Here is a 23,777-nt window from a genome sequence, read left to right as displayed (position 1 = left end):
AAGGATTTCCTCTTCTATCGGGGCTAGGGCAATCATTTTCATAAGAATCTTTTCTTCTAATCTTGTAAGTTTAGAACTTTGACAAAGGTTTCCACAATCTTGTCATCCTGAGGTACGAAGGATCTCACACGTAGCTCTACAAAGATTGGTGATTCAGATTGCGGAGTTTCTAGTGTGATCCTTCCTTCGTCAGGATGACAAGAATACGGAAAAATAATAAAATAAAATCTGCGAAGACCCGTTCAACCCGCATAATCTGTAGGCTATTTCCGTAAAATATAAACCTACTTAATCGGTCTATCCTCAAATTTAGTTCCCCATTTCTTATTAGGTTTTGATCCCATAACAAATTCTAAAGTTCCGCCAGCGTCGATATCTTTTTGATGGATAAAAGTCTTGGTGTAGTTTTTACCATTCAGTTTAGCACTTTGGATATAAATATTTTTATCAGAAACATTCTTTGCTATCACTTTAAAAATCTTTCCGTCGTTCAATTCGATAGAAGCTTCTTTAAGAGACGGTGATCCAATGACATACGTACTGCTTGCCGGATTAACAGGGTAAAAACCCATTGCGCTAAAAATATACCAGGCCGAAAGTTCTCCGCAATCATCATTCCCGGAATAACCGGATGAAGTGGTATTGTACATTTTCGTCAGAATCTCTGAAACATATTGTTGTGTTTTCCAAGGTTGTCCTGCGTAATTGTACAAATAAGCGATATGATGACTTGGTTCATTTCCATGCGCATATTGACCAATAAAACCAGAAGCGTTGTCATTTACTTCTTCGGGTTTATCTTCTAAAGTGAAAAAAGTATCGAGTTTTTTAGTGAAAGTATTATCGCCGCCCACTAAACCTACAAGTCCTTTTACATCTTGTGGAACGTACCAAAAGTATTGCCATCCATTTCCTTCTGTAAACGGATATCCGCCATTTGCACCGTATTTTAAAGGATCAAATGGCCCGATCCAATTGCCTTTATCGTCTTTTGCTCTAAAAAATCCTATTTGTTTGTCGTATAGATTTCTGTAAAACTGAGAACGTTTTGTAAAATGATTGTAATCATCTGTTTTACCGAGTTTTTTCGCTAATTCCGCCACACACCAATCATCGTAAGCCATTTCTAAAGTCAATGAAACCGACTGGGATTTTAGATTCTCAGGAATGTAACCATACTTTTCCCAAAGACTAAATGGTGATCCCGGATGTTCACGTGTTGACGAATTTTTTACGGCTTCGAACGCTGCTTCGGCATCAATTCCTGATAGATTTTTAAGAACGGCATCAACCACAACCGGAATGGCGTGATTGCCTATCATACAGTAATTTTCTTGTCCCCACAATTGCCAGATGGGTAAATAACCAAAGACTTTGTAATATGCCAACATGCTATTTACAAAATCAACCGAGCGTTCCGGCTGCAAAATGGTGTACAAAGGATGTGCACCACGATACGTATCCCACAAAGAGAATGTTGAATAATAAGGTTTGGATGATTTTCTAGTCGTAAAATCGACTGAAGGATAATCTCCGCTAAGATCTGATAAAGTATTCGGTTGGATAAAAGTATGATACAAAGCGGTATAGAAAATCTGCTTTTGTTCTTCTGTTCCGTCAATTTTTATCTTGCTAAGTTCTTTTTCCCAAACGGCATCGGCAGCATTTACCGTTGCGTTAAAATCCCAAACAGGAATTTCAGTCTGAACATTCAAACGTGCGTTTTCGATACTAGTTGCTGAGATCCCTACTTTTACCAAAATTTCTTGCTGTTTTGAGGTATCAAAATCTAAAATCGCTCTGATTGCATTTCCGTTGACTATTTTGGCATTATCATAAATATTTCCGCCATCTGTAACATGATTATGGATTATAGGTTGTGAGAATTCAGCGTGAAAAAATACTTTTCGCATTGGCGCCCAACCCGTGATAACGCGATAACCTTCGATCGTATGATCATTAGGAAATGAAAGCTGCGAAGCAATAATAAGTGTATTCCAATCTGATTTTTTCATCGAATGATCTAAATCTATCACGATATGGGCTTCTTTATTTTTAGGAAAACTGTATTTATGAAAACCGGCGTGTGTAGTTGCCGTAAGTTCTGCTTTTATTTGATAATCTAACAATTCTACGCTGTAATAACCGGGTTTAGCCGATTCTTTTTCATGAGAAAATTTAGACTGATACGCATTTTGTCCGGCTTCTTCTTTGACTATTGCACCACTAAAGGGCATCAACATAACATCGAATAATTCGGCTACACCCGTTCCGCTTAAATGAGTGTGACTAAAACCTGCAATAGTGCTGTCATTATAATTGTAACCGCTGGCAACGCTCCAATCGGGAGTATTTCTCGTGTCAGGACTCAATTGCACCATCCCAAACGGAACTGTCGCTCCGGGATAATTATTCCCCGAAAGTGGAGATCCGTGTGCTGCGCCTGTACCTATAAAGGGGTTTACATGCGAGGTTATTTTTTCTGTGGTTTGTGCTCCCAGAACTATTGAACTTAATAGTGTTCCAAAGAGTATTATTTTAGTAAAATTCATTGTTTAGAATTAAATTAGTAAAACATGATTTCATTCTTTTATTGAAAAGGCTCCAGCTTTAGCTGCAGATTTTTAAGAATTGAATATAATAATGGCTTTAGCCAAAATACTTTAAGATTTCGGCTAAAGCCATATTTGAGATGAATTTCTATTACCTCCAGCTAAAGCTGGAATCTATTCAATATAGTAGACCTAACAGGTTTTAATCCCGAGGCTTCGGGACTGTTAGGTCTAATTAAATTCTACAAATTATAATTTAGAAGATGTAATCTCTTTCATTTCTCCGTTTACTTTCACTTTTACCTTTGTTGGTACAGGAGATAAAACTTCATACTTTGTTACTTTGCCTTTTTCCCATTTGATGTTTATGGTAAAGTTTCCTTCGGCTTTAAGTCCTTTTACTTCCCCTTCGTTTAACCAGGCATCCGGCATTGCAGGCAATAATTCTATAAATCCGGCGTGACTCTGAATTAACATTTCACCAATTCCGGCAGCTGCACCAAAGTTTCCATCAATTTGAAATGGCGGCCCTGCAGAAAGTAAATTGGCATACACACCGCCACCAGGACCATAATTAATATTGGTATCACGTGTTTGTCTAAGGATTGTTTTAAATAATTTATAAGCTCTGTTTCCATCTTTTAAACGAGCCCAAAACAGCATTTTGTATGCAATAGACCAGCTTGTTCCGTCATCTCCTCTTACTTCAAGCGTTTTTTTAATTGCATCAACCAATTCTGGTTTGTTTTCAGGAGTAATCAAAGATCCCGGATATAAACCATACAAATGAGAAATATGACGGTGTTGAGGATCTTCTTCTTTATAATCTTTCAACCATTCCATGATTCTTCCATCAGGGCTAATAACTCCCGGAGGCGGTAATAATTTTAATTGTTTGTCTAATTCAATACTTAAATCATTATCTAAACCAAGTTTTTTAGAAGCGATTATCACGTTATTAAACAATTCGCGAATAATTTGATTGTCTATTGTAGGTCCCATACAAACGTGCGACGCATCGCCATTTGGCAACAAAAATGAATTTTCCGGTGATACCGATGGCGATGTTACTAACCATCCCGTTTCAGGATCTTTCACCAACATATTTTTGTAAAATTGTGCTGCTCCTTTTAATATCGGATAAATTTCAGCCAGATACGCCTGATCGTTTGTGTACAAATAATGGCTCCACAAATTGTTACACAACCATCCTGAACCCGATTTTGTGATTCCCCATGAAGCACTTTCTCCCGGTTCTGTAAAACCCCAAACATTTGTAATAACGTGTGCAACCCAACCATCAGCATTGTAATAAGCTTTGGCTGTTTTTTCTCCATTTGGTACCAAATCTTTAGTCAAATCTTTTAATGGAAGATTCAATTCTGATAAGTTAGCGGTTTCTAAAGCCCAGTGATTCATCTGAACATTTACATCTAAATGATAATCTGAATTCCATGGCGTTTGTACATCTTTCGCCCATAAACCCTGCAAGTTTGGAGGCAACAATCCTAGTCTGGTGCTGCTGATACTTAAATAACGTCCGTATTGATAAAACAAAATTGGAAGCGCTGTATCTGCATCTGGTTCTTTTACAAAAGTATCCAGGCGCTCATTGGTTGGTAATGTTTTCTTTGCGCTTTTTCCGAAATTTAAAGTCAAACGATTAAATAATTTTTGGTAGTTTTCAACGTGTTTTTTCTTCTGATCCTGATATTTCGTTTGCATCGCAGCATCCAAAACTTTATCTGTAGTAATTTCGAAGTTTTTATCTTTATAATCTGTTCCTGCACAAATAAAAATCACAACTTCTGTAGCATTTTTTATTTCAATTTTATTATTGGTATATAAAGCATTTCCATCTACTTGCTGAGTTTTTACTTTTGCTTTATATTTCATTCCCTTTCCGTCAGTTCCGTTGTTAAGCTGACCTGTCATAACAAGAGAATTATCAGTACCATTTACGGTTTTAAAACGCTCTGGTCGATCTAACTGAATGGTGAAATTTAGTTTTCCTTTTTTACTAGAAGTCAATTTGATAAAACCTGCATCGTCGCCAAATCCTGTAAAATATTCACGCTTATACCTCACGCCGTCAATTGTAAATTGAGTTCCGGCAACTGCGGTTTGAATGTCCAGGTTTCTGCTATAATTAACCGGTTTTGACTGGGTTTTATAATCAAACTTTAATGTCATATCTCCCAGAACCTGATACGCTCCAAAAGGTACATCAGCACCGTTTCCGCTTCCGGAACCTGCTCCTGTACAGATAAAATGCTGGTCGATTAGTTTTTGTGCTTCCTTATTTTTATTCTCCAATAACAATTGTCTTATTTGTGGCAAAAAAGAATATGCTTTGTAATTGTTGGCATCTTGCGGACCTCCGCTCCATAAGGTAATTTCATTCAAAACCAGTTTTTCGGTTGTCACTCCGCCGTCCGGCATAATTCCTAAACGTCCGTTTCCTAACGGCAATGTTTCTTCCCATTGAGATGCTGGTTTGTTATACCATAATTCTAATGGGTTATTTTGCGAATAACCTAACAAGGGCAATAGTATAAAAAGCAGGGCTTTAAATTTTTTAATGTTCATAATTGTTTTGTTTTTAGCCACTCCCGATAGCTATCGGGATAAAAAAATTGGAAATGATTTTTTCTGTGGCAAATTAATTTAATCGTTTTGCGATGTTTATTAAACCTGACAGGTTTTAAAAACCTGTCAGGTTTGCGTTTAGAATAATTTCTTATTTATTGTATGGAATAGCTTTTATCACCAGTTTTTCTCCGTTTTTCAAAAGTGCTTCATCAAATTCTACGGTAATTTCTTTGCTTTCTCCTTTTAGTAAAGTAAAATAACTATCACTAATAATTGCCGGCAAAATCTGCGCTCCTGTTTTATCATTTAAAGCCTGAATGTGAACTCCAAATGCAATTCCTGACGGACTTGAAACTTTAGCTTTTACAACATATTTCCCGTTTTGTTTTACGACTTTACTGGAAACATTTACGTTTGCTTTTGGCAATTTATTCAAATCGGTGAAGTCTTTCATGTTAATTCCTCTCCAATAAAAATTCTCACTAATTACTTTATTTTGAGCATCTTTTAATTTTAATCGAATAAAATGTACCGGACTCAACTCTGAAGTATTGGCATCGGCACCAAAAACTTTAAAATCATAAAGTGAATATCCCCAGCCAGAACCGCGTTTTATACCTAACATTCGAACATAACGGGCTTTTACTTCATCAAAAGAAATAGTTTCAAGTCCTTGTTTTCCTTCTTTTATAATGCTTGCGTCTGTCCAGTTTTTTGCATCTGTACTGGTTTGAATTTTATATTCTTTTCCAAAGGCATTTTCCCAGTTTAAAACTACTCTGTTTACAGTGTATTCATTTTCAAGATCAACGTAAATCCATTCGTCTTCTGTTGATTTACTTGCCCAGCGACTGTTAGAATCTCCATCTGTAACGTCTCTGGTATTTCCTCCATCTGTAGAAGAAGCTGTTACATTTTTCTGAAAAGCAAGATCTTTTTGGTTCGAATAAAACGGAATCACAAAGCTTTCTGTCGCTGTATTCGAATACGAATCTACTACGGCTTTTTGGTTGAATTTTGCTGCTGATTTTCCATCCAGATTATAAACCGTTGCTTCGGCATTTAGATTTTTGAAATCAGTTCCTGTAGTATTAATTACTTTAACCGAATTATTCACCGAGTTCCATTGAATGTGCATAGGTTCACAAGCGGCTTTTACACCCCAATAGGCACCTGTTAAATCGTAGTAATAATCATAAGTCTGCCAAACCATACTTGGGTACGACGATTGACTCATCCAGATCATAATACCTGAAGCATCTTCCCACATATGATCTAACCAGCCTTCGTACATGGCTTTGTTGGTTTCGATATTTAGTAATTGGGCTTTTATGGTATATTCTTCCAGATTATTCGGTTTCCCATAACGTTCTATGATGCTTTTATCATAATTATCCGGTGATGCATTAAAAGCTTTTTCTCCAAAGAAATGTTTGTCCCACATATCGTTTCTTGGCCACCAGTCTTTCTCCGGAATAAATTTCTTGAAACTTTCGATGTTTGGAAAAACAGCTGTACCAATTTCGGTTCTTAAACCCCAACTTGGTCCATCTCCCGTGCCTACATAAGCCGCAGGATATTTGGTAAAATAAAACCTCGGATCTTTATTGCCCCAAAGTCCGCTACCGCTTAGGTTTCCTGTGTTCGAACATGGCTGATAATATCTGTCGTTATTATCAAATGTTTTGATGTTTTCAGCAATCCAGCCGTTAAGCGGAGGTTGTGGTAAACCTTCATTATTTCCGCACCAAACGGCAATACTCGCATGATTTCTTACTCGTTTTATTTTCTCAATTACATTGCTATTAAAAACATGAATGTCTAATGGCAGGTTTGGATTTGCATTAAGCCAAAAATCATCCCAAACCATAATTCCATATTTATCGCAGGCTTGGTAAAACTCATCATCTGTAGTCGAACCTAGCCAGTTACGAATAATATTATAATTCATTTCTTTGTGGAGTTTTACTTTAAGATCGTATTCTTCTCCTCTGCAGCGAAGCATATATTCGCTCATTCCCCAGTTTCCTCCTTTTAAGAAAACACGTTTTCCGTTGATCGAAACATGTAAAACGCCGCCTTCTGTATCGTAAGTATATTTTTTAATTCCGAAGGTTATTTTTTGCTCGTCTGAAACTGTATTACCTATTTTAAAAGTAAACTGACATGTATACAAATTAGGATCTCCATAACCATTTGGCCACCATAGTTTCGGGTTCTGAATAGAAAGTTCCGGAAATTGTTCTTTGCTTAAATTGACACTTGTAATTGCGTTGGCCTCCAGATTAATCTTTTTAGAAAAAGTAATGTTTCCGGGCATAATTACACCCGTAAGAACTCCTTCCTGATTTTGTGCCGATGAATTTTTAAGCTCTACTTTTACTTCAAGATCTGCGCGTGCGTTTGAAGGTAAGTTGGTATGAATCCACGGATCTACAATCGTTACTTTGTCTGTATTGCTTAGAAAAACATCATCTGTAATTCCGGAATTTAATCCTGGTACATAAGGCATCCAATCCCAACCGGCGCTTGAAATATAAGTTGGACTTCCGTAATTATTTAAGGGTAGCTTTGGGATACTTACCAAAATTGCCAATACATTTTTATCGTTGCGACGTACCAATTTTGTAATGTCAAATTTACCGCGTTGCATCATACCGCTTAATGTGGCCAGTTTTTTTCCGTTAAGGTAAACATCACCTTCGCGATTGATTCCTTCAAAATTGAGCCAGATAGTTTCTTTTGTAAAATTTGCAGGTACTTTAAACTCTGAACGGTACCAAAAACTACGATCATATTTTGTTTTATCGACCTGATAAATATTGTCGCCGTAATTAGGATCTTTCTCTAATCCGCTTACAACATACGAATTGAAAATGGTGCCGGGAACAACGGCATTTACCCAATTGCTTCCGGTGTAATTTGGGGAGAATATTTTAAGACTGTCCTGCCCTATTTCTGCTTGTGGTTTTACTTTCCAAACGATATCAGAAGAGTTTAAACTTACTTTGTTTTGAGCATAAATACTTAACGAAAAAGCATTTAAAACTAATAACCATATAAAAAAGTGAATATTATTGAACTTCATATTACTATTTGATTCGTTTACATTTTTGTAAACATTAAAAAAAAGAATGCCATTTTGGACTAAGTTTTTTCTAACAGAAAACTTCGTACTGTTATTACCTAAATCCAAAATGGCATTACAATCAAAACTGTGACTAACCAAAATCACATGACCAAAAAATAAAAAATTACATTAAAACTGTCTTCAAAAACATTAATATCCTGGATTTTGATTTTCCGGACCAATCTCATCATTAAGCTTAATCTCGCCTATAGGAATAGGATAAAGGTTATGAAATGCAGCTATTGTACCGTTTTGTTTGGCCCATTTGTTGCGTGCTTTTACTAGGTCTACCAATTTCCCTGTACGAGTAAGGTCCATTCTTCTCCAGCCTTCAAAAGCTAATTCACGCATACGTTCATCCAAAATTTGATCTCTAAACTGAGCCTGAGAAAGTCCGCTCCATGCCATTCCTGCTGGCAATGTTCCTCCAAAAGCTCTTGTACGAACCTGATTTACATATCCTTCAGCTTCTGTTGTATTTCCTAATTCATTTAAACATTCTGCGTAATTAAGCAATACATCTGAATATCTGATGTAGGCTTTATTTTTACCTGAATTCCAAAATGATTGTTTTCCTTCTACACGAATATCTTCAAACTTTTTAATGTGCGGATCTAACTCATCACCTCCAAAACCAGCCGGAAGTGTTGGTTTAACTCCTTTATAAGTAAAATCATAACGAATACTTGCATCTTTACGTGTATCACCTGGTTCCCAAATTCCGCCATCCGTTTTATCTTTATAACAATATTGAGTAGGAAGTATAAGATCATAACCTCCAAAATAAGCGTATTGGTTTATGTTTGCTAAAACTCTTGAACCTGTCTGCCATTGTATCTGGTTATTATCAGGCCAGTTGTTATTATACTGCCATTCGTATAAAGACTCAGAAGAATTAGCATGATCCGGACTAAAAACATCTGCGTAATTAGACAATAAACTATATTTACCAGAAGTAATAACGGCTCCAAACCATTGCTTTGCTTTAGTATAATCGCGGTATCCTGAAGCTTGAGGAGCATATAGATATACTTTTCCTAAAAGTGCCTGAGCTACGCCTTTTGCAGGAAATGCAGGATTGCTCTGTGATGCAGGAAGTTTTTCGATTGCTCTTTCTAAATCGGCAACGATATAAGAATAAACCAAAGGCAAAGGCTGACGTTTTAAACCAAATTCTGCCGTTTTTGCTTTATCATTAATAGGTATTTCTCCCCAATATTGTGTAAGCTCAAACATTAATGTTGCTCTTAAAAAACTAGCTTCACCCATTAAAAGATCACGTTTTGCACTATCATCTTCGGTATTGGTTCCTAATGCTCTAATAGTTTGTGCAGCTACTTCAATTACTGGCCATCTGTCATTCCATAATTGTCCAATTGCCTGATTCTCCTGACTTAGAAAACCATTGTATAAATCAAGTCCGGCCTGGTTTGCATCTCCCGTTACCTGCAAAGCACCTTGTTGTGCTTCGTCTGTACCAAGAGAAGTATAAAGTCCTGCACGGTCTTTTTGCATATTTCTCCAATTTGTTATAGCTCCCAAAAGAACAGGCTCAATTTTACCTAAGCTACCATAAGCCTGAGCAGCAGTAAGTGAACTTTGAGGATCTTCTTCCAAAAAATCTGAAGAACAGGAGGTCGATAATATTGCCAGAGCCATAAAGGCTATAATTTTTGCTTTCATAAAATAATTTTTTAAATTAATTTGATTAAAGAGATACATTTAATCCTAAAACTACCATTCTGGATATAGGATAAGAATCTCCTCCCTCAGGATCATAACCTTTATATTTAGTTACAATAAATAGATTCGATCCCGTTACATAAAACCTTACATTTTTAAGGAAAACACTTTCTGCAACCTTGTCTTGTAATGTATAAGAGAATGTAAGTGCATTTAATCTTAAGAATGAAGCATCTTGTATTGCCTTATCTGTCTCACCCAAACTGTATCTTCCTCCTCCAAAATAAGCTCTTGGCACATCTGTATTCGTATTAGTAGGCGTCCAACGATCTAAAAGATCTGTATGTGCTGCACTCATACCTCCTGAGTTCATATAGCTTTCGTAGGTACCACTTGGTCTTTTACCTCCTATTGAATAAGAAAATACTGCGTTTAATGCAAAACCTTTATAATTAAAATCTGTAGAAAAACCTCCATAATAGTCAGGATTCAAATCGCCAACTACATATCTGTCTTTATCGTTTATTACACCATCTCCATTACGGTCTTTAATTTTAATATCCCCAGGCTGAACAGTTCTGCTTCCGTAATTTACTTTAGTAAGGTCTTCCCCCTGCTGTGCTATACCATCATATTCAAACACATAAACTGTGTTTACCGATTTGCCTAAGAAAAAGTTCCCTGTACGTTGGATCTCATTGTTACTGTAACCACCTAAATTGTATATTTCTGTAGCATCTCCATAAAGTTTTGTAACCTTATTTTTTGCTGATGATATGTTAGCAGAAACATTCCATTTAAAGTCTTTGTTTCTAATAATATCACCTCTAACTTCTAATTCTATACCTTCATTCGTTGTACTACCAATATTATCCAGTTTATATTTATATCCTGATGAAACCGGCATATTACGCAACATCAAAAGGTCATCGTTGTTTATATGGAAATAATTAGCACTTGCAGTTAACCTGTTTTGAAAGAAACCAGTATCTAACCCAACGTTAAATTGCTTTTGTTTTTCCCATCTCAAGTTAAAGTTATCAATATAATTATCAGACACATAAGTCCCTGAATTATTACTAACTTGTGCATTGTATAAGGCAAAGTATCTGTAAGCATCTACATTTTGATTACCCACTATACCATAACCTACGCGGAATTTAAGTTGATTTAATTTTTCAAATCCAGAAAGGAAATTTTCTTTAGCAATATCCCAACTTCCTGCTACTGAAGGAAAAGTTCCCCATTTGTTGTTAGGACCAAATTTAGAAGAACCATCTCTTCTTACTGTACCTGTAATATTGTATTTACCATCAAAAGTATAGTTAACTCTTCCAAAATAAGATTGGTTGGAGTAATCTGTAAAATTCGAGCTTAACTGCGCATTATCTTTTTGATATGCACCAGATAATGCCTTATAAGTCAAATCATCACTTACAAATCCACGAGCTCTTACATCAGTACTATTTCCAGAATTACTCAATACAGAGAATCCTCCCATAACACTTACGTCATGCTTTGCAGCAAAAACTCTATTATAGCTTACCGTGTTATCCCACTGATAATTGAATTGTGAATATCTATAGTGATGAGCCTCACCATTCATAGAATTTCTAAGCGATTGTCCCGTGTAACTTGGCACATAATCAAAGTTAGCCTGATCTGCAATATCTACAGATAAAGTAGTTCTGATATCAAGTCCTTTTAATGGTTTCGCACTTAAAAAATTACTACTTGTAAGTCTGTTACGTGTGCTTGAATTAATGATATCAAGACTTCTTATCGGGTTATAAAGATTCTGGTCAAACACTTCACCATATCTAAGATACGTAGCTTTAGAATCTATAGGTAATAATGGATTTGCTCCCAATGCTACACCAAAAGCGCTACCTTCCTGATAATCAGTTTTACTTCTTGAGAAAGTAGTATTAGTACCAAACTGCAACCAAGATTTTAAATCCTGCGTAAGGTTAATTTTTCCATTATATCTTTTAAAATCAGAATTTTTAAGAAGTCCCTGCTGATCAACATAATTAAAACTCACAAAATAAGTTCCTTTTTCTCCTCCTCCGCTAAAACTTAAGTTATGATTGCTTTGAAAACCTGAACGTGTTACCTGATCTAACCAGTTATAGCTTTTTCCTGTTCTGTAAGATTCTAATTCATAAGGTGCAAATACAGTCGAACCATTCGATTTAATTTGGTTAACATAAGCCGCACGATCAGCACCTGGATTTTCATCCATATAACGATTCGCATAAGCATCAACTCTTAGATCAAATAATTGCTGACCATTCATCAAAGGAATATTTCTTGCAAATTCAGAAACACCAGTCCATGTATCATACTGTATTTTTGCTTCTCCTGATCTTGAACCTTTTTTTGTCGTAATTACAATTACTCCATTTGCAGCTCTTGAACCGTATAATGCAGTAGCCGAAGCATCTTTAAGAACTTCCATACTCGCAATATCGTCAGGGTTAATGTTTTCAAAATTACCATCAGTAACCAAGCCATCTATAACAAATATTGGGTTACCGCCAAAGTTTAGCGAATTATTCCCCCTAATTCTTATCGAACCTGACTGACCAGGTACAGCACTTTGTTGTACATATACACCCGAGGCACGCCCTTGTAATGCCTGCACTACGTTTGGCGTAGGAACTTCTCTAAGTTTATCACCAGAAACACTACTTACAGCTCCTGTCAGATCTCCTTTTTTCATTACAGTTCCCACTATTATCACTTCATTTAGTTCCTGAGAGCTTGGTTTTAAAGACGCATTTACAACCGGGTTATTGGCCGTAATACTTAAAGTATTAAATCCTATGAAACTAAATTCTAAAATAGCTCCTGTTTTTACATTGCTTAATTTGTAACTTCCGTCAATGTCAGTTACAGTCGAGGTCTGTGTACCCTTTACTACAACAGTAGCTCCAGGCAAAGGTAAATTTTCATTATCTGTAACTTTACCGGTGATGGTTTGGGAATAAAGTGTACCGGCGGACATCATAACTACTAAGAAGCATAAGTATCTTATTGCGATTCTCATAATGATTTGGTTTTTAGTTAATAAAATATTGAGTTGGTTTTTTTGAATATTGAGCATTTAAAATATGAGAAAACGAATTGACTTATACTATACTATACTACAACAATACAAACATACAAATATTTTCATAACATCCAAATTTATGTTTTAAGAATTTGTTATTTTTTTCCGCTTTTTATTTCGGCTTTACCATAAATAACTACGTTTAAAAAGGAAAAAGAAAAAAAAGAAAGCAATAAAATAGAGAAATCTCACACAAAAAACTATCAATTATATTTTTTAACAAAGAAAATAACCACTTTACAAAGATTTAGACTACATAATTTCATTTTGTCAATTTTCATAAAAAAAGCATAATTTCTAAAAAATTATTACTAAAATCATTATAAAAAAATCGCCCTTATAGTCTTAAAATAACCCTTTTAACCCTCAATTTCTTTGCGTAAAAAAGACACACAGCCACGTATTTTTACATAAAAAGCAGTTTTAAGATCAATACATTTACATTATTTAGTACAGACTTTTAAATATTAGGGCCTGCCACCATCCCGATAAGAGGGCGCAGTTTTACAGTCGCAGTCGCAGTCTCAGTTTTAGTCACAGTTTAGTCAGAGTTTCTTAGTAATCTTGTCATCCTGACGCAGGAAGGATCACACTAGTAATTCCATAAAGTAACTCCACAATCTTTGTCGAGCTTCTTGTGTGATCCTTCGTTCCTCAGGATGACAAATACTTTGGGGTTATATTAGACATAAAGTATTGATTACTTTATTGCGTGACTTATTTCAAAAAACACTATTTAAAATAGCTATATTCGTACAAAAAAGTATGATAAATCAAAATGGGTATCATGTATATTATATCTATATTCTAACTAACAAACACCGATCTACATTTTATATTGGTGTCACGAATAATCTAAAAAAAAGACTATCTCAACACAAACAAAGTATAGAAACTGGCGAAAAGACATTTGTATCTAAGTACAACATCAAATTCTTAGTGTATTACGAAAAATTTAATTGGATCCAGGAAGCAATTGCCCGAGAAAAAGAATTAAAAGGATGGATAAGGGTTAAAAAAATTGAATTGATAAAAAGTTTTAATCCAAACTTTGAATTTCTTAATCATTGTTTTGAGTAACTTTTATGTTTGTTGTAAAGTATTTAACGTAAAATAACCACAAGCTTGTCATACTGAACGAAGGATCACACTAGTAATTCCGCAAAGTGAATCCTTAATCTTTGTCGAGATCCTTTGTCGAGCTTGTTTGTCGAGCTTCTTGTGTGATCCTTCGTTCCTCAGGATGACAAACTACACGGAATTATTATTATGAAAACGAGTCCCCTAGCCCCGATAGAAGTGGAAATCCTTTTTATTTTTTTCTTTAAAAAATAAAAAGATTGGAACGGATAGCGGGATTAGCTCCTGAAAAAAAGATTTAGTTTTATAATAGAATTTGAAAAATGAGGTTTTGAACAAAAAAAAAGACGCACCAAAAGTGCGTCCCTATATTAAAACCTATGTCCCTTTGTCTCTCAGAACCTTAGTCCCTTAGTTTCTTAGTCCCTTCCCCCTAAGCTATCCCCCATTTCGAGAACAGCACAAAAATGCTAATCATCCCCATCAAAAGTAAAGCGAAATACCAATAACGGTTTTTCCATGGTGATAATTCAACCGACTCTAATTTGATTTCGGTGTAATGATAGTTAGGATACAACTTAGCCACAACCAGCATGCAAATTGTAGTAAAAACAAATAACAAAGCCAGCATATGCAAATAATGCAGCTTGATATCGAGTATATAATTAAAAACGATGTAACTAAAAATAAAGAATATCATTCCGATTTTAGCGGCTTGTGGCGGAACTTTTTTAGACACAAAACCAACGAGAATAATGGTAAAAATAGGCACGCAAAACATTCCGCCCAATTGTTGCAAATAAGTATAAAAACCTGCTTTGCTAAACATGATAAACGGAGCCGAAAACATGGCCAAAGCCGAAACAATGATTTCAAATTTACGTCCTGTGTAAACCAAGTGTTTCTCGGTAATTTCTTTATTTCTTTTCTCTAACCACGGTTTGTAAAGGTTAAGCACAAACAGCGTACTACTACTATTTAAACCAGCATTAAAAGTACTTATTGCTGCGCCCAGAACAACTGCGGCCGTTAAACCAATCATGATACCCGGCAAGGTATCTTTGACAACGAGAGGAAAAACCTCAGCGGTGTTTTCGAGATTATTATACAAATGTACCCCAACTAATCCGGGAATATTAATGATAAACGGACATAAAAGCTTTCCTAAACAGGCCAACCCCATCCCTTTTTGACTGTGCGATAAACTTTTTGCCGAAAGTGCCTGCTGAACAATAAACTGCTCCATTCCCCAATAATACAGGTTCATGATGAACATTCCTGTAAAAATGGTGCTTAACGGAATTTCGTCTTTTGGTCCTCCAATAGCATTGAGATGGTCTGTATGCTGAGAAAGCAGGATATGAAATCCTTTGAACCAATCTCCGTTGCCCAGAAATTTAAACCCAAAATATGGAAAAGCAATCCCAATAGTCAATAATCCGATGCTTAAAATAGTATCACTTATCGATATTGCGCGTAAACCTCCTAAAACTGAATATGCACAACCTGTCAGACCAATCACCCAAACCATAATCCAGATGTTTTGCCAATAGGTTAATTGTAAAGGCAATAAGAAATTGAACATTCCGGTAAGAGCTACTGCGCCACCATATAAAACGGCTGGCAAAAGATTCACGACATAACTGCACAGAAATACGATCGATACCAATCGTTTGGTCGAATTATCATAGCGTTTTCCCAGATAATCCGGAATTGTCATGGCGCCGGTACGAAAATAAATAGGCAAAAAGAACTCCGCCACAAGCAACATCGCAAACACAGAACTTACGCCCCATGCCATAACGCTCATGTTGTTGGTGTATATGGATTCGTTTTCGCCTATAAATTGATTCGCACTTATATTACTGAGTAACAATGCTCCTCCTACTATAAAAAAATTGTTGTTATGATCTGCAAAAAAAAGTCCATTTGTAGTTTGGACCTTTTTTTTACGTGTTTTTAAAGCTGAAAATAAGGCGATAAAACCTGTAATAAGCAAAAAACTAACAATAGACAATACACTCATAAACTACAGCGAATTTCGGTCGACCAAAACTGTTGGAATAATCTCCTGAATTTTTTTACGGTTCAGAACAAAATTAGCTGCTTTTTTTCCCATTTCAGAGAAATCAGTTGAGAAAGTGGTAACGCCATCAAAAATGATCTCTTTTACGATATCATCATTGTGCGAAATAAAACCAATATCGGTACCAATTTTAAGCCCTTTGATTTTAGAATCTTTAAGCATTTCCCAAAGTTCAAGATTGTGAATCGTGAAGTATACTTTTCCTTTTTCAAGAGAACCGGATACATACTCTTCTTCTATAACTCCCTTAATATCATAGTCCTTCATGAATCTTTTAAATGAATTTAAAATTTCATCAGGTTCTGCAGATGAGGGTTTAAAGAAGAAAATAATCTCATCGTATTTTTTAATTTTATCTTTAAGCTGCACAAAAGCATTGTAAGACGAATCTCCAAACTCTTGTGCAACATAATTATAATCTTCATCTGTTTCTATAAAACGGTCTACCAGCAAAACCCTGTTGGTAGGCAATTGTTTTAAAACAGCCGGTGTTTTTTTACTCGGAATTGGAGCAATCACAAACATGCCGTATTTTCCTTTTATGTTCTGAACAATACTTTCGAATGTATCGAAATTATTGTGGTGAAAAAAGATATCGAGCTGAATGTTCTTTCCAAGACCTTTTCTGAAATTCTCATAAAACGTTTCCTGAAAAATATCAAATGCAAATATTAGCAGTGCCACTTTTAGTTCTTGCTTTACATCATTGGTCGCAACAAAATAACCCAATCGGTTTTTTGATTCGATAATTCCTCTGTGCACAAGTTCTTTATAAGCTTTTGCAATGGTTTCTCTCGCAAAACCCAACTCGCTTATAAAAGTATTTACAGATGGAAGTAAATCTCCTTTTGTAACCACTTTTTCATCGATGGCATTAATTATTCCCTGAACCAATTGTTCATGTTTAGAGAAGGAATTTATAGATTCGAGATTTTTTATCTGCTGAATAATTTGCTTCATAAAACGTTTTAATAGGTATTTATTTAGAAATGATAGTACAAATATATACTAATGTTTGAGATTTAGGCCTTTGTAATTTTTAAAACAACGCTCGTATTAGTAGAATTTACATTCGGGTTGATACCAACCTGCATTAAAAAATCACCAGAATAAGTCGCAGTTTCTACCACAGGCTTTTTATCCGGATATACGTTGATTTCTTCTACTTTATAGTTTTGCCCTGCTTGTAATCCTTTTAATTTTATAGGAAGATGCGTTCCTACTTCGTATCTTGAATTAACAGAATAACTAAATACAACTGCTTCGTTTCCGCTTTTGTTTACAAACATTACAGACGCCGCATCATTACCCCAAGGATTTTGCAAACGATATTGATCTCCTTGCCAGATTGTGTTGCTTAATGCATTATAATTTTTGATCGCTTGCTGCGCAAAAGTCAAATCTTTCTCGTTTAAATCTTTTACCACGATATCAAAACCTAATCTTCCCATCATGGCAACATCGGTACGGTATTTTATAGGTTGTTTTCCCCAATCTGTTACGTGAGCTGCGATTGTTAAAGCTGGGTAAAAATACGAGTATTCCCATTGCATATACACTCTTTCTAAAGGATCTGTGTTATCACTTGGCCAGAATTCTGTAAAGTATTTCATTGCAGCATAATCTACTCTACCACCACCACCAGAACAAAGCATCATAGGTACTGTAGGGTATTTTACACGAATACGCTCTAAAACTTTATACAATCCTGTTACGTAATCTGTATAGAAATTGTTTTGTTTGTCTTTTAAATTGCTTGAATAGGCGTTGTAAATTACTGCATTACAATCCCATTTGATATATGCCAATTCCGGGTTTTCTGTAAAAAGATTGTCTACTACTCCGTAAACAAAATCCTGAACTTTAGGGTTTGATAAATCTAAAACCAATTGATTACGGAAATAATGCTCCGTTCTTCCTGGTTGTTTCACAATCCATTCCGGGTGTTTTTTGTATAAATCACTCGCCGGGTTTACCATTTCCGGCTCAATCCAGATTCCGAATTTTACCTGATTGTCTTTGGCTGTTTTTACCAAAGTTCCGATCCCATTTGGTAATTTCTTTTTATTTACGTCCCAGTCTCCAAGAGCTGCGTCGTCATTGTTACGAGGGAAATTGTTTCCGAACCATCCGTCATCTAATAAGAACATATCAACACCTAGTTTTTTACTATCAGCGATAAGTACTTTTAGTTTGTCTTCATCAAAATTAAAATAAGTAGCTTCCCAGTTGTTTAGCAATGTTAAACGACTTCCTTTTCCGTCTAATATTTTATAATTTCTTGACCAGTCGTGCAAATTACGGCTTGCATGTCCTTTTCCTTTAGAAGATAAAGTATACCAAAATTTTGGAGTTGTAAATACAGTATTTTTAGCTAAAGAATAAGCTGCCGCTGCATTATTAATACCTGAAATAACACGAAGATTATTCAACGGATCTAATTCTAAATCTGTACGGAAATTTCCTGACCATTCTAAACCTGCAAATAACACTTTTCCGTCATCTTCTGTAGCTGGTTTGTCTAAAGAAACCATAAATACTGACGGCTGAAACAAATTCGCACGTGAACCTAATTTAGTATCTAATACTTTGATTCCGTGAGTTAATTTGCTTTCTTCAGGTTGCATTTCTTTTGCCCAGTCTCCGTGGTATTGATTCAAATAGAAATTGTTATATCCTTTAAGGTATAAATTAGCCGAAGCATATTTGTTTAAAGTAATATTTCCTTTTTCAGCATGTTTAATCGTTGTCCATTGCTCGATAATATCCGTATCATAGTAAGACTGAATAAACAAATGAACCTCAATTGGATAAACATTGTCTTTTAGGGTAATTTCAGTTTGAGAAACTCCTGTACTTACTGTAGTCGTTTTATGATCTACATATAATAAATCCAGCGAAGTATTTCCATCAGCGTGCGTTACTGCAATAGCAGGTTCTAATAAGTTTTTAGAACCAGATGGTGTGTATGCTGCATTGTAAATTCCTGAATAATCTGTTCCCTGTTTGAACTGACCTTGTATTTTTACATAATCAAAATCATTGGCTAATTTTTCTCCTAAGTAAATAGTGTTCAACTCTTTTCCAGGAGTAACTTGCAAAACAAGCGCATTACTTTTTGTTTTTACTGAGATAATTTGTTGCGCCGAAACCGGGCTGCAATAACTCGCCAGCACAAAAAATGCGATCCCAAAAGATTGCCTTAAATTGGTAATGTGTTTTTTCATTTTTATTATATTTTATTTCTATTTCTTTTCTTGTGTAATTCCTGCCCAAACATCTGTTCTAAAAGATGATGCAGGCAAACCTGATGCATTGGTTAAATTTCCGTCAGGATTATCAGCCCAATTGTAGCGAACGGCCACAGGATTTGGTACTTTTTCCGAATGTACTTCGACTTTACCATTTACTATTTTAGCCTCTGCCCAATAAAACTTCTGGTCAGATCCTGCAATGCTAAATCCTTTAAGCGTATCGTCTCTGGCTTTTATGTTTTTATTAAAATCAAAATCAAGAATAACTGTATTCCCTTTTATAGTATAAGATTTATACAACGGTCCCGAATAATCGATTTTGACATTATAAACCTTTGCCAAAGCAATATTGGCTAAACGACCACCAACATCTTGTTTGTTTTTGGGATGAATATCTTCTCCATTACCAATATCTGTTGTAACAGCCATTCCGGTATTGGATACTTTTAGGGTTTTAAATTGAGCTTCTCTTAACTCTGCCCAATCAGAATCTCCCGGTTCTTGTTTTTGTTGTTTGTAATTGGCGAGCTGAACAAAGAAAAACGGTAAATTTTTATCCTTAAACTGATCTCTCCAATCGTTTATCAATAATGGAAATAATGTCTGGTATTGATAGGCTCTCTCGGCGTTGCTTTCTCCCTGATACCAGATTACTCCTTTTATTTTATAATCTCTCAATGGCGCAATCATTGCATTGTATATGGCGCTTGGTCTGTTTTGGCCTTGAGCCAAATACGGCCTTACAGGCAAATCTTTGATATCTGCACCAATTTTATATTTCCAATTTCCGGCTAACGGAATAGATTGTTTTGCTGATTTTAAAATGAAATTCTCATCTCCGTAAACACCGCCATTTCCTGCACCGTCAAAAACTCTTATGGTTATGGTGTTTTCACCTTTTTTAAGAAACTTTGCCGGAATGGTATAATGACGTTCTACATTATATCCTTTGGTTTCACCAATATAATTGCCATTTACCCAAATCATATCGTCATCATCTGCAAAATAACTTAGCGTAAAATCTGTATCGTTTGCCGTAAGAGTTACTTTTTTTCTAAACCAGACGATGCCATCAAAATTGCCTAGTCCGTTGCTATCAAAAAACGACGGCAATTTCATAGTTTCCCACGATGAATCATCAAAATTGCTAGCAGCCCAAATCGCTTTTCCTGCTCCAAAACCTTTATCAGAATCTGATACTTTCTTTTCCCAAACCGCCATATCAGCATTATATTTTTTTAATAATGCATTGGCATCCACCTCAGATTTCATGGCCTGAATTTGGGCATCAAAATCATGAATGGTCGATAACGCTCCGGAACTTGTCCAGGCTTCAATTAATGTCCCTCCCCAGGAAGAATGTATCAACCCAATTGGAATCTTTTTTTCTTTATAAATTTTTCTGGCAAAAAAATACGCCGTTGCGCTAAAATCAGCAATGGTTTTAGGACTGCAAACATTCCATCCATCGTGTTGTACTTTTAGTGTACTTAATGGTAAAGTGCTCTCGATATGTTCTGCCTGTAATAATCGTATTTGAGGATAATTGGCATTGGCGATTTCTTCTTTGTAATTGTCAATTTTTCCCCAGCCTTCAAGAGGCATTTCCATATTACTTTGTCCAGAACACAACCAAACTTCACCAATTAAAATATTGTTGAGCGTTTTTACAGCACCGTCATTTATAGTAATGGTAAAAGGACCACCATAAACTGGCGTTTTTAAAACTACATTCCATTTACCGTTTACGACTTTGGATGTATATGTTTTTTTATCCCACGAAGTTGTAATCGTAACCGATTTTGCATCGCTTTCTCCCCAAAACGGAACGGCACTTTTTTGTTGCAGTACCATATTATCGGTAAAGAAAGAAGGCAACGACACTGCAGCATTTATCGCATTTGACGAAAGCATAAATAACGTCAATACTAGCATCGTTTTCTTAAAAAACTGTTTTTTCATAAGCATTCAGTTAACGATTTACAATTTTAAATAAACGGGCATCTTTAGAACCAAGACTTAAAATTATACTGTTGTTTTTTACTTCGCTATTTTGACCTGTAAAAACATCCTGCAATTTATAGTTTCCATTTTTTACGCCTAATCTTTGTAAAGGAAGCGCATAATTTTTAGGCATATTACTGTAATTCAAAACAGCGATGTACCAATTGTTTCCTATTTTTTGTTCGAAAACTTCAGTGGTTAATTTTCCTGTATTTCCTTCCAGCGGACGAAATGCTACACCATTTTCTACGATTTTAAGTAGTTCTTTATTCTGTAACCATTCTTTGGCACGTTTGCTCCAGATTCCGTCTTTGCTGTAATCGTCTCCGGTAATTAAGGTTCCTGTAATAACAGATGAAATTAATCTTGCGCGGTTTTCTCCTTCAGTCACATCGGCAAAAACCACGTGGTCTGCATCGATATAATCGTATGAATAGGTTTGCCACCAACCATAGTTTACACTATTTAGGGTATATTGTGTTTGTTCGATTGTTTTCCAGGCATCGCAGGCAATACGACGAACGTGCGCATAACGGGAAGTTGCCATATTTGGAGAAATCGCAGCATAAATTAGCATTTTTCCGTCAAGAGCATTTACTAAATGTTCCATCCCTACTTTATAAGCCTGCATTCCTGTTGTTACATTTTGATCATAAAAAGAAGTAGATTCCGCAGCAGCGTGACCTAAAAAGTCAATTTTGATCATTTTAAAACCGCATTCTTTTAGTTTATTAATCACATAATCAACACGTTTTAAAGTTCCCGGATGTGTAGGATCGATAGCACGCGCACCATCAAAATCAAAATAAGTGTTTCCGGTTTTGGTCCACATTTCTCCAAAAGTATAATCACTTCCTTCGGCTTTGCGATTAGGTCCGTCTTTCCAGCCCCAATCTGTAAACGGTGCCCAATAAGCTCCCGGTTCTAAACCTTTCTTTTTACAATAATCTGCAAATTCTTTTAGTTTACTAAAGTCTCCTGTAAAACCACCTTTTACCATATTGTCCCAAAACGAGTCCAAATCGATATAAGCGGTATTGCCAACACGAAATTCCGGAACTGAGTCTCCAAAGAAATCAGCTACTTTGGTAGTATTCTCAAAATTGATTTTTTCCATCAAAACTCCCCAACTGTTCCAGCCTACCGGAGTTGGTTTGTCCCACGCAAAAACATAAGGTTTCTCTACGATACGATTGGTTTTCGCATATTGCTCCATTCCGTTTCTCCAGTCTGAGTAATAACCCACGAAGAATTTTGGTGAAGCTACTTTATCTCCTTTTACAATACCATGCGCAATACTATCGCGTGTATTTTCTTTTTCTGAATATCCAGCCCAGGCAGAAAATGATGCTGCTTTATTTTGATTGATAGTTTTTACAGCACTTTTCCAAATAGTATGTTCAAGCGAACCTACGATAAAACCGTTACGGGATGTATTATTGAATATGATACCAACTTCGGCACTATTATTATGAGCAATGGTATCTAACTTTTTTGAATTATAACTAATGAAAGCATCATTATCATAAGGAACAAAAACGGTGTGTAGATTTTCTATTTTATCAAAAGCAATTTTTCCTAAATCTAACGGTGCAATATAATTGGTCGCAATTTGCTGTCCGTTACCTAAAATTTCCAATTGAGTTATAAAATAGTCCTGATTGTTATAAATGTAAAAACTTTGGATTAGCGTTGCTTTGCTTTTATCTTTATATGTCAATGTATATTTTAAACCTTTACCTAAATCATCGCTAATAGCTTCTTTTGCAAAAACTGCTTCCGGATAATCATTTACAGAAATTGTTTTACCATTAACTATAACTGAAGCTTTTGCTCCGCTAAAAATAATTTTACCTGACTGACTTACCGCAATTGTTTTTTGCTTTGCATCATAATTAATAACACCACTTTTACCAAAAGTCATTTTAATACTTTTTTGGGCGAAAGCAGGCGTACAAAATGCAACCAATAAAACGGATAAAAACAGGTTTTTTAGTAGGAAAGGATACTGTCTCATTAAATAAATTTTAGATTATTATACTATTCTATACTACAATGATACAAATTAAAATTAATTTACCAATATTTGAGTGTGAAATTTTTTATCATATAAGTAATATAACTACATAATAAAGTTGTTTCGCACAATTTTACACCTTGAATAAAAGGGATTTATAAAAAACATTTCACCATATAAGTTATATAAGTTCATATTAAAGTTGGTGCTCATAATTTTTACCTTGAATAAAAGGAATTTATAAAATGCTTCACTATATAAGTT

The 23,777-nt window shown here is 35.4% G+C and carries 11 protein-coding genes; 1 reads left to right on the top strand and 10 read right to left on the bottom strand.

Features of this window, described 5'->3' with window-relative positions; genetic code table 11:
- Positions 1–284: 284 nt before the first annotated feature.
- The 5 genes from FLACOL7796_RS04865 to FLACOL7796_RS04845 form a co-directional block, all read right to left on the bottom strand.
- Positions 285–2,552, bottom strand: coding sequence for a GH92 family glycosyl hydrolase (locus FLACOL7796_RS04865; RefSeq protein ID WP_173969707.1), 2,268 nt, complete (start codon positions 2,550–2,552; stop codon positions 285–287).
- 249 nt (positions 2,553–2,801) lie between these two features.
- Positions 2,802–5,141 (bottom strand): glycoside hydrolase family 95 protein, encoded by a 2,340-nt coding sequence (locus FLACOL7796_RS04860; protein WP_173969706.1) that lies wholly within the window; start codon positions 5,139–5,141, stop codon positions 2,802–2,804.
- Between the two features lie 151 nt (positions 5,142–5,292).
- Positions 5,293–8,232 (bottom strand): discoidin domain-containing protein, encoded by a 2,940-nt coding sequence (locus FLACOL7796_RS04855; RefSeq protein WP_173969705.1) that lies wholly within the window; start codon positions 8,230–8,232, stop codon positions 5,293–5,295.
- Positions 8,233–8,424: 192 nt separating this feature from the next.
- A complete protein-coding gene (locus FLACOL7796_RS04850; protein WP_173969704.1) occupies positions 8,425–9,957 on the bottom strand; it encodes a RagB/SusD family nutrient uptake outer membrane protein in 1,533 nt (510 codons plus the stop codon).
- A gap of 25 nt (positions 9,958–9,982) precedes the next feature.
- Positions 9,983–13,009 carry a SusC/RagA family TonB-linked outer membrane protein gene (locus FLACOL7796_RS04845; RefSeq protein WP_173969703.1) on the bottom strand — a complete coding sequence of 1,009 codons (3,027 nt, stop codon included), beginning with the start codon at positions 13,007–13,009 and terminating at the stop codon, positions 9,983–9,985.
- Positions 13,010–13,837: 828 nt separating this feature from the next.
- On the opposite strand from FLACOL7796_RS04845, the gene FLACOL7796_RS04840 reads away from it, so the two are divergent.
- Positions 13,838–14,152, top strand: a complete 315-nt coding sequence (locus tag FLACOL7796_RS04840) for a GIY-YIG nuclease family protein (protein ID WP_173969702.1) — start codon at positions 13,838–13,840, stop codon at positions 14,150–14,152.
- A gap of 433 nt (positions 14,153–14,585) precedes the next feature.
- On the opposite strand, the gene FLACOL7796_RS04835 is transcribed toward FLACOL7796_RS04840, so the two are convergent.
- From FLACOL7796_RS04835 to FLACOL7796_RS04815, 5 genes are all read right to left on the bottom strand, one after another.
- A complete protein-coding gene (locus FLACOL7796_RS04835) occupies positions 14,586–16,178 on the bottom strand; it encodes a solute:sodium symporter family transporter (RefSeq protein WP_173969701.1) in 1,593 nt (530 codons plus the stop codon).
- A 3-nt stretch (positions 16,179–16,181) separates the two neighbouring features.
- Complete coding sequence (locus tag FLACOL7796_RS04830; RefSeq protein ID WP_173969700.1) at positions 16,182–17,198, bottom strand: GntR family transcriptional regulator; 1,017 nt, start codon at positions 17,196–17,198, stop codon at positions 16,182–16,184.
- Positions 17,199–17,260: 62 nt separating this feature from the next.
- Positions 17,261–19,465: an alpha-galactosidase gene (locus FLACOL7796_RS04825; protein ID WP_173969699.1), complete on the bottom strand. Its 2,205-nt coding sequence runs from the start codon at positions 19,463–19,465 to the stop codon at positions 17,261–17,263.
- Between the two features lie 18 nt (positions 19,466–19,483).
- A complete protein-coding gene (locus FLACOL7796_RS04820; protein WP_173969698.1) occupies positions 19,484–21,454 on the bottom strand; it encodes a sialate O-acetylesterase in 1,971 nt (656 codons plus the stop codon).
- 10 nt (positions 21,455–21,464) lie between these two features.
- Positions 21,465–23,513 (bottom strand): alpha-amylase family protein, encoded by a 2,049-nt coding sequence (locus FLACOL7796_RS04815; protein ID WP_173969697.1) that lies wholly within the window; start codon positions 23,511–23,513, stop codon positions 21,465–21,467.
- Positions 23,514–23,777 lie beyond the last annotated feature (264 nt).

The sequence above is a fragment of the Flavobacterium bizetiae genome (assembly GCF_902804475.1).
Taxonomy (GTDB): domain Bacteria; phylum Bacteroidota; class Bacteroidia; order Flavobacteriales; family Flavobacteriaceae; genus Flavobacterium; species Flavobacterium bizetiae.
This window is presented reverse-complemented; position numbering and strand designations above follow the sequence as displayed.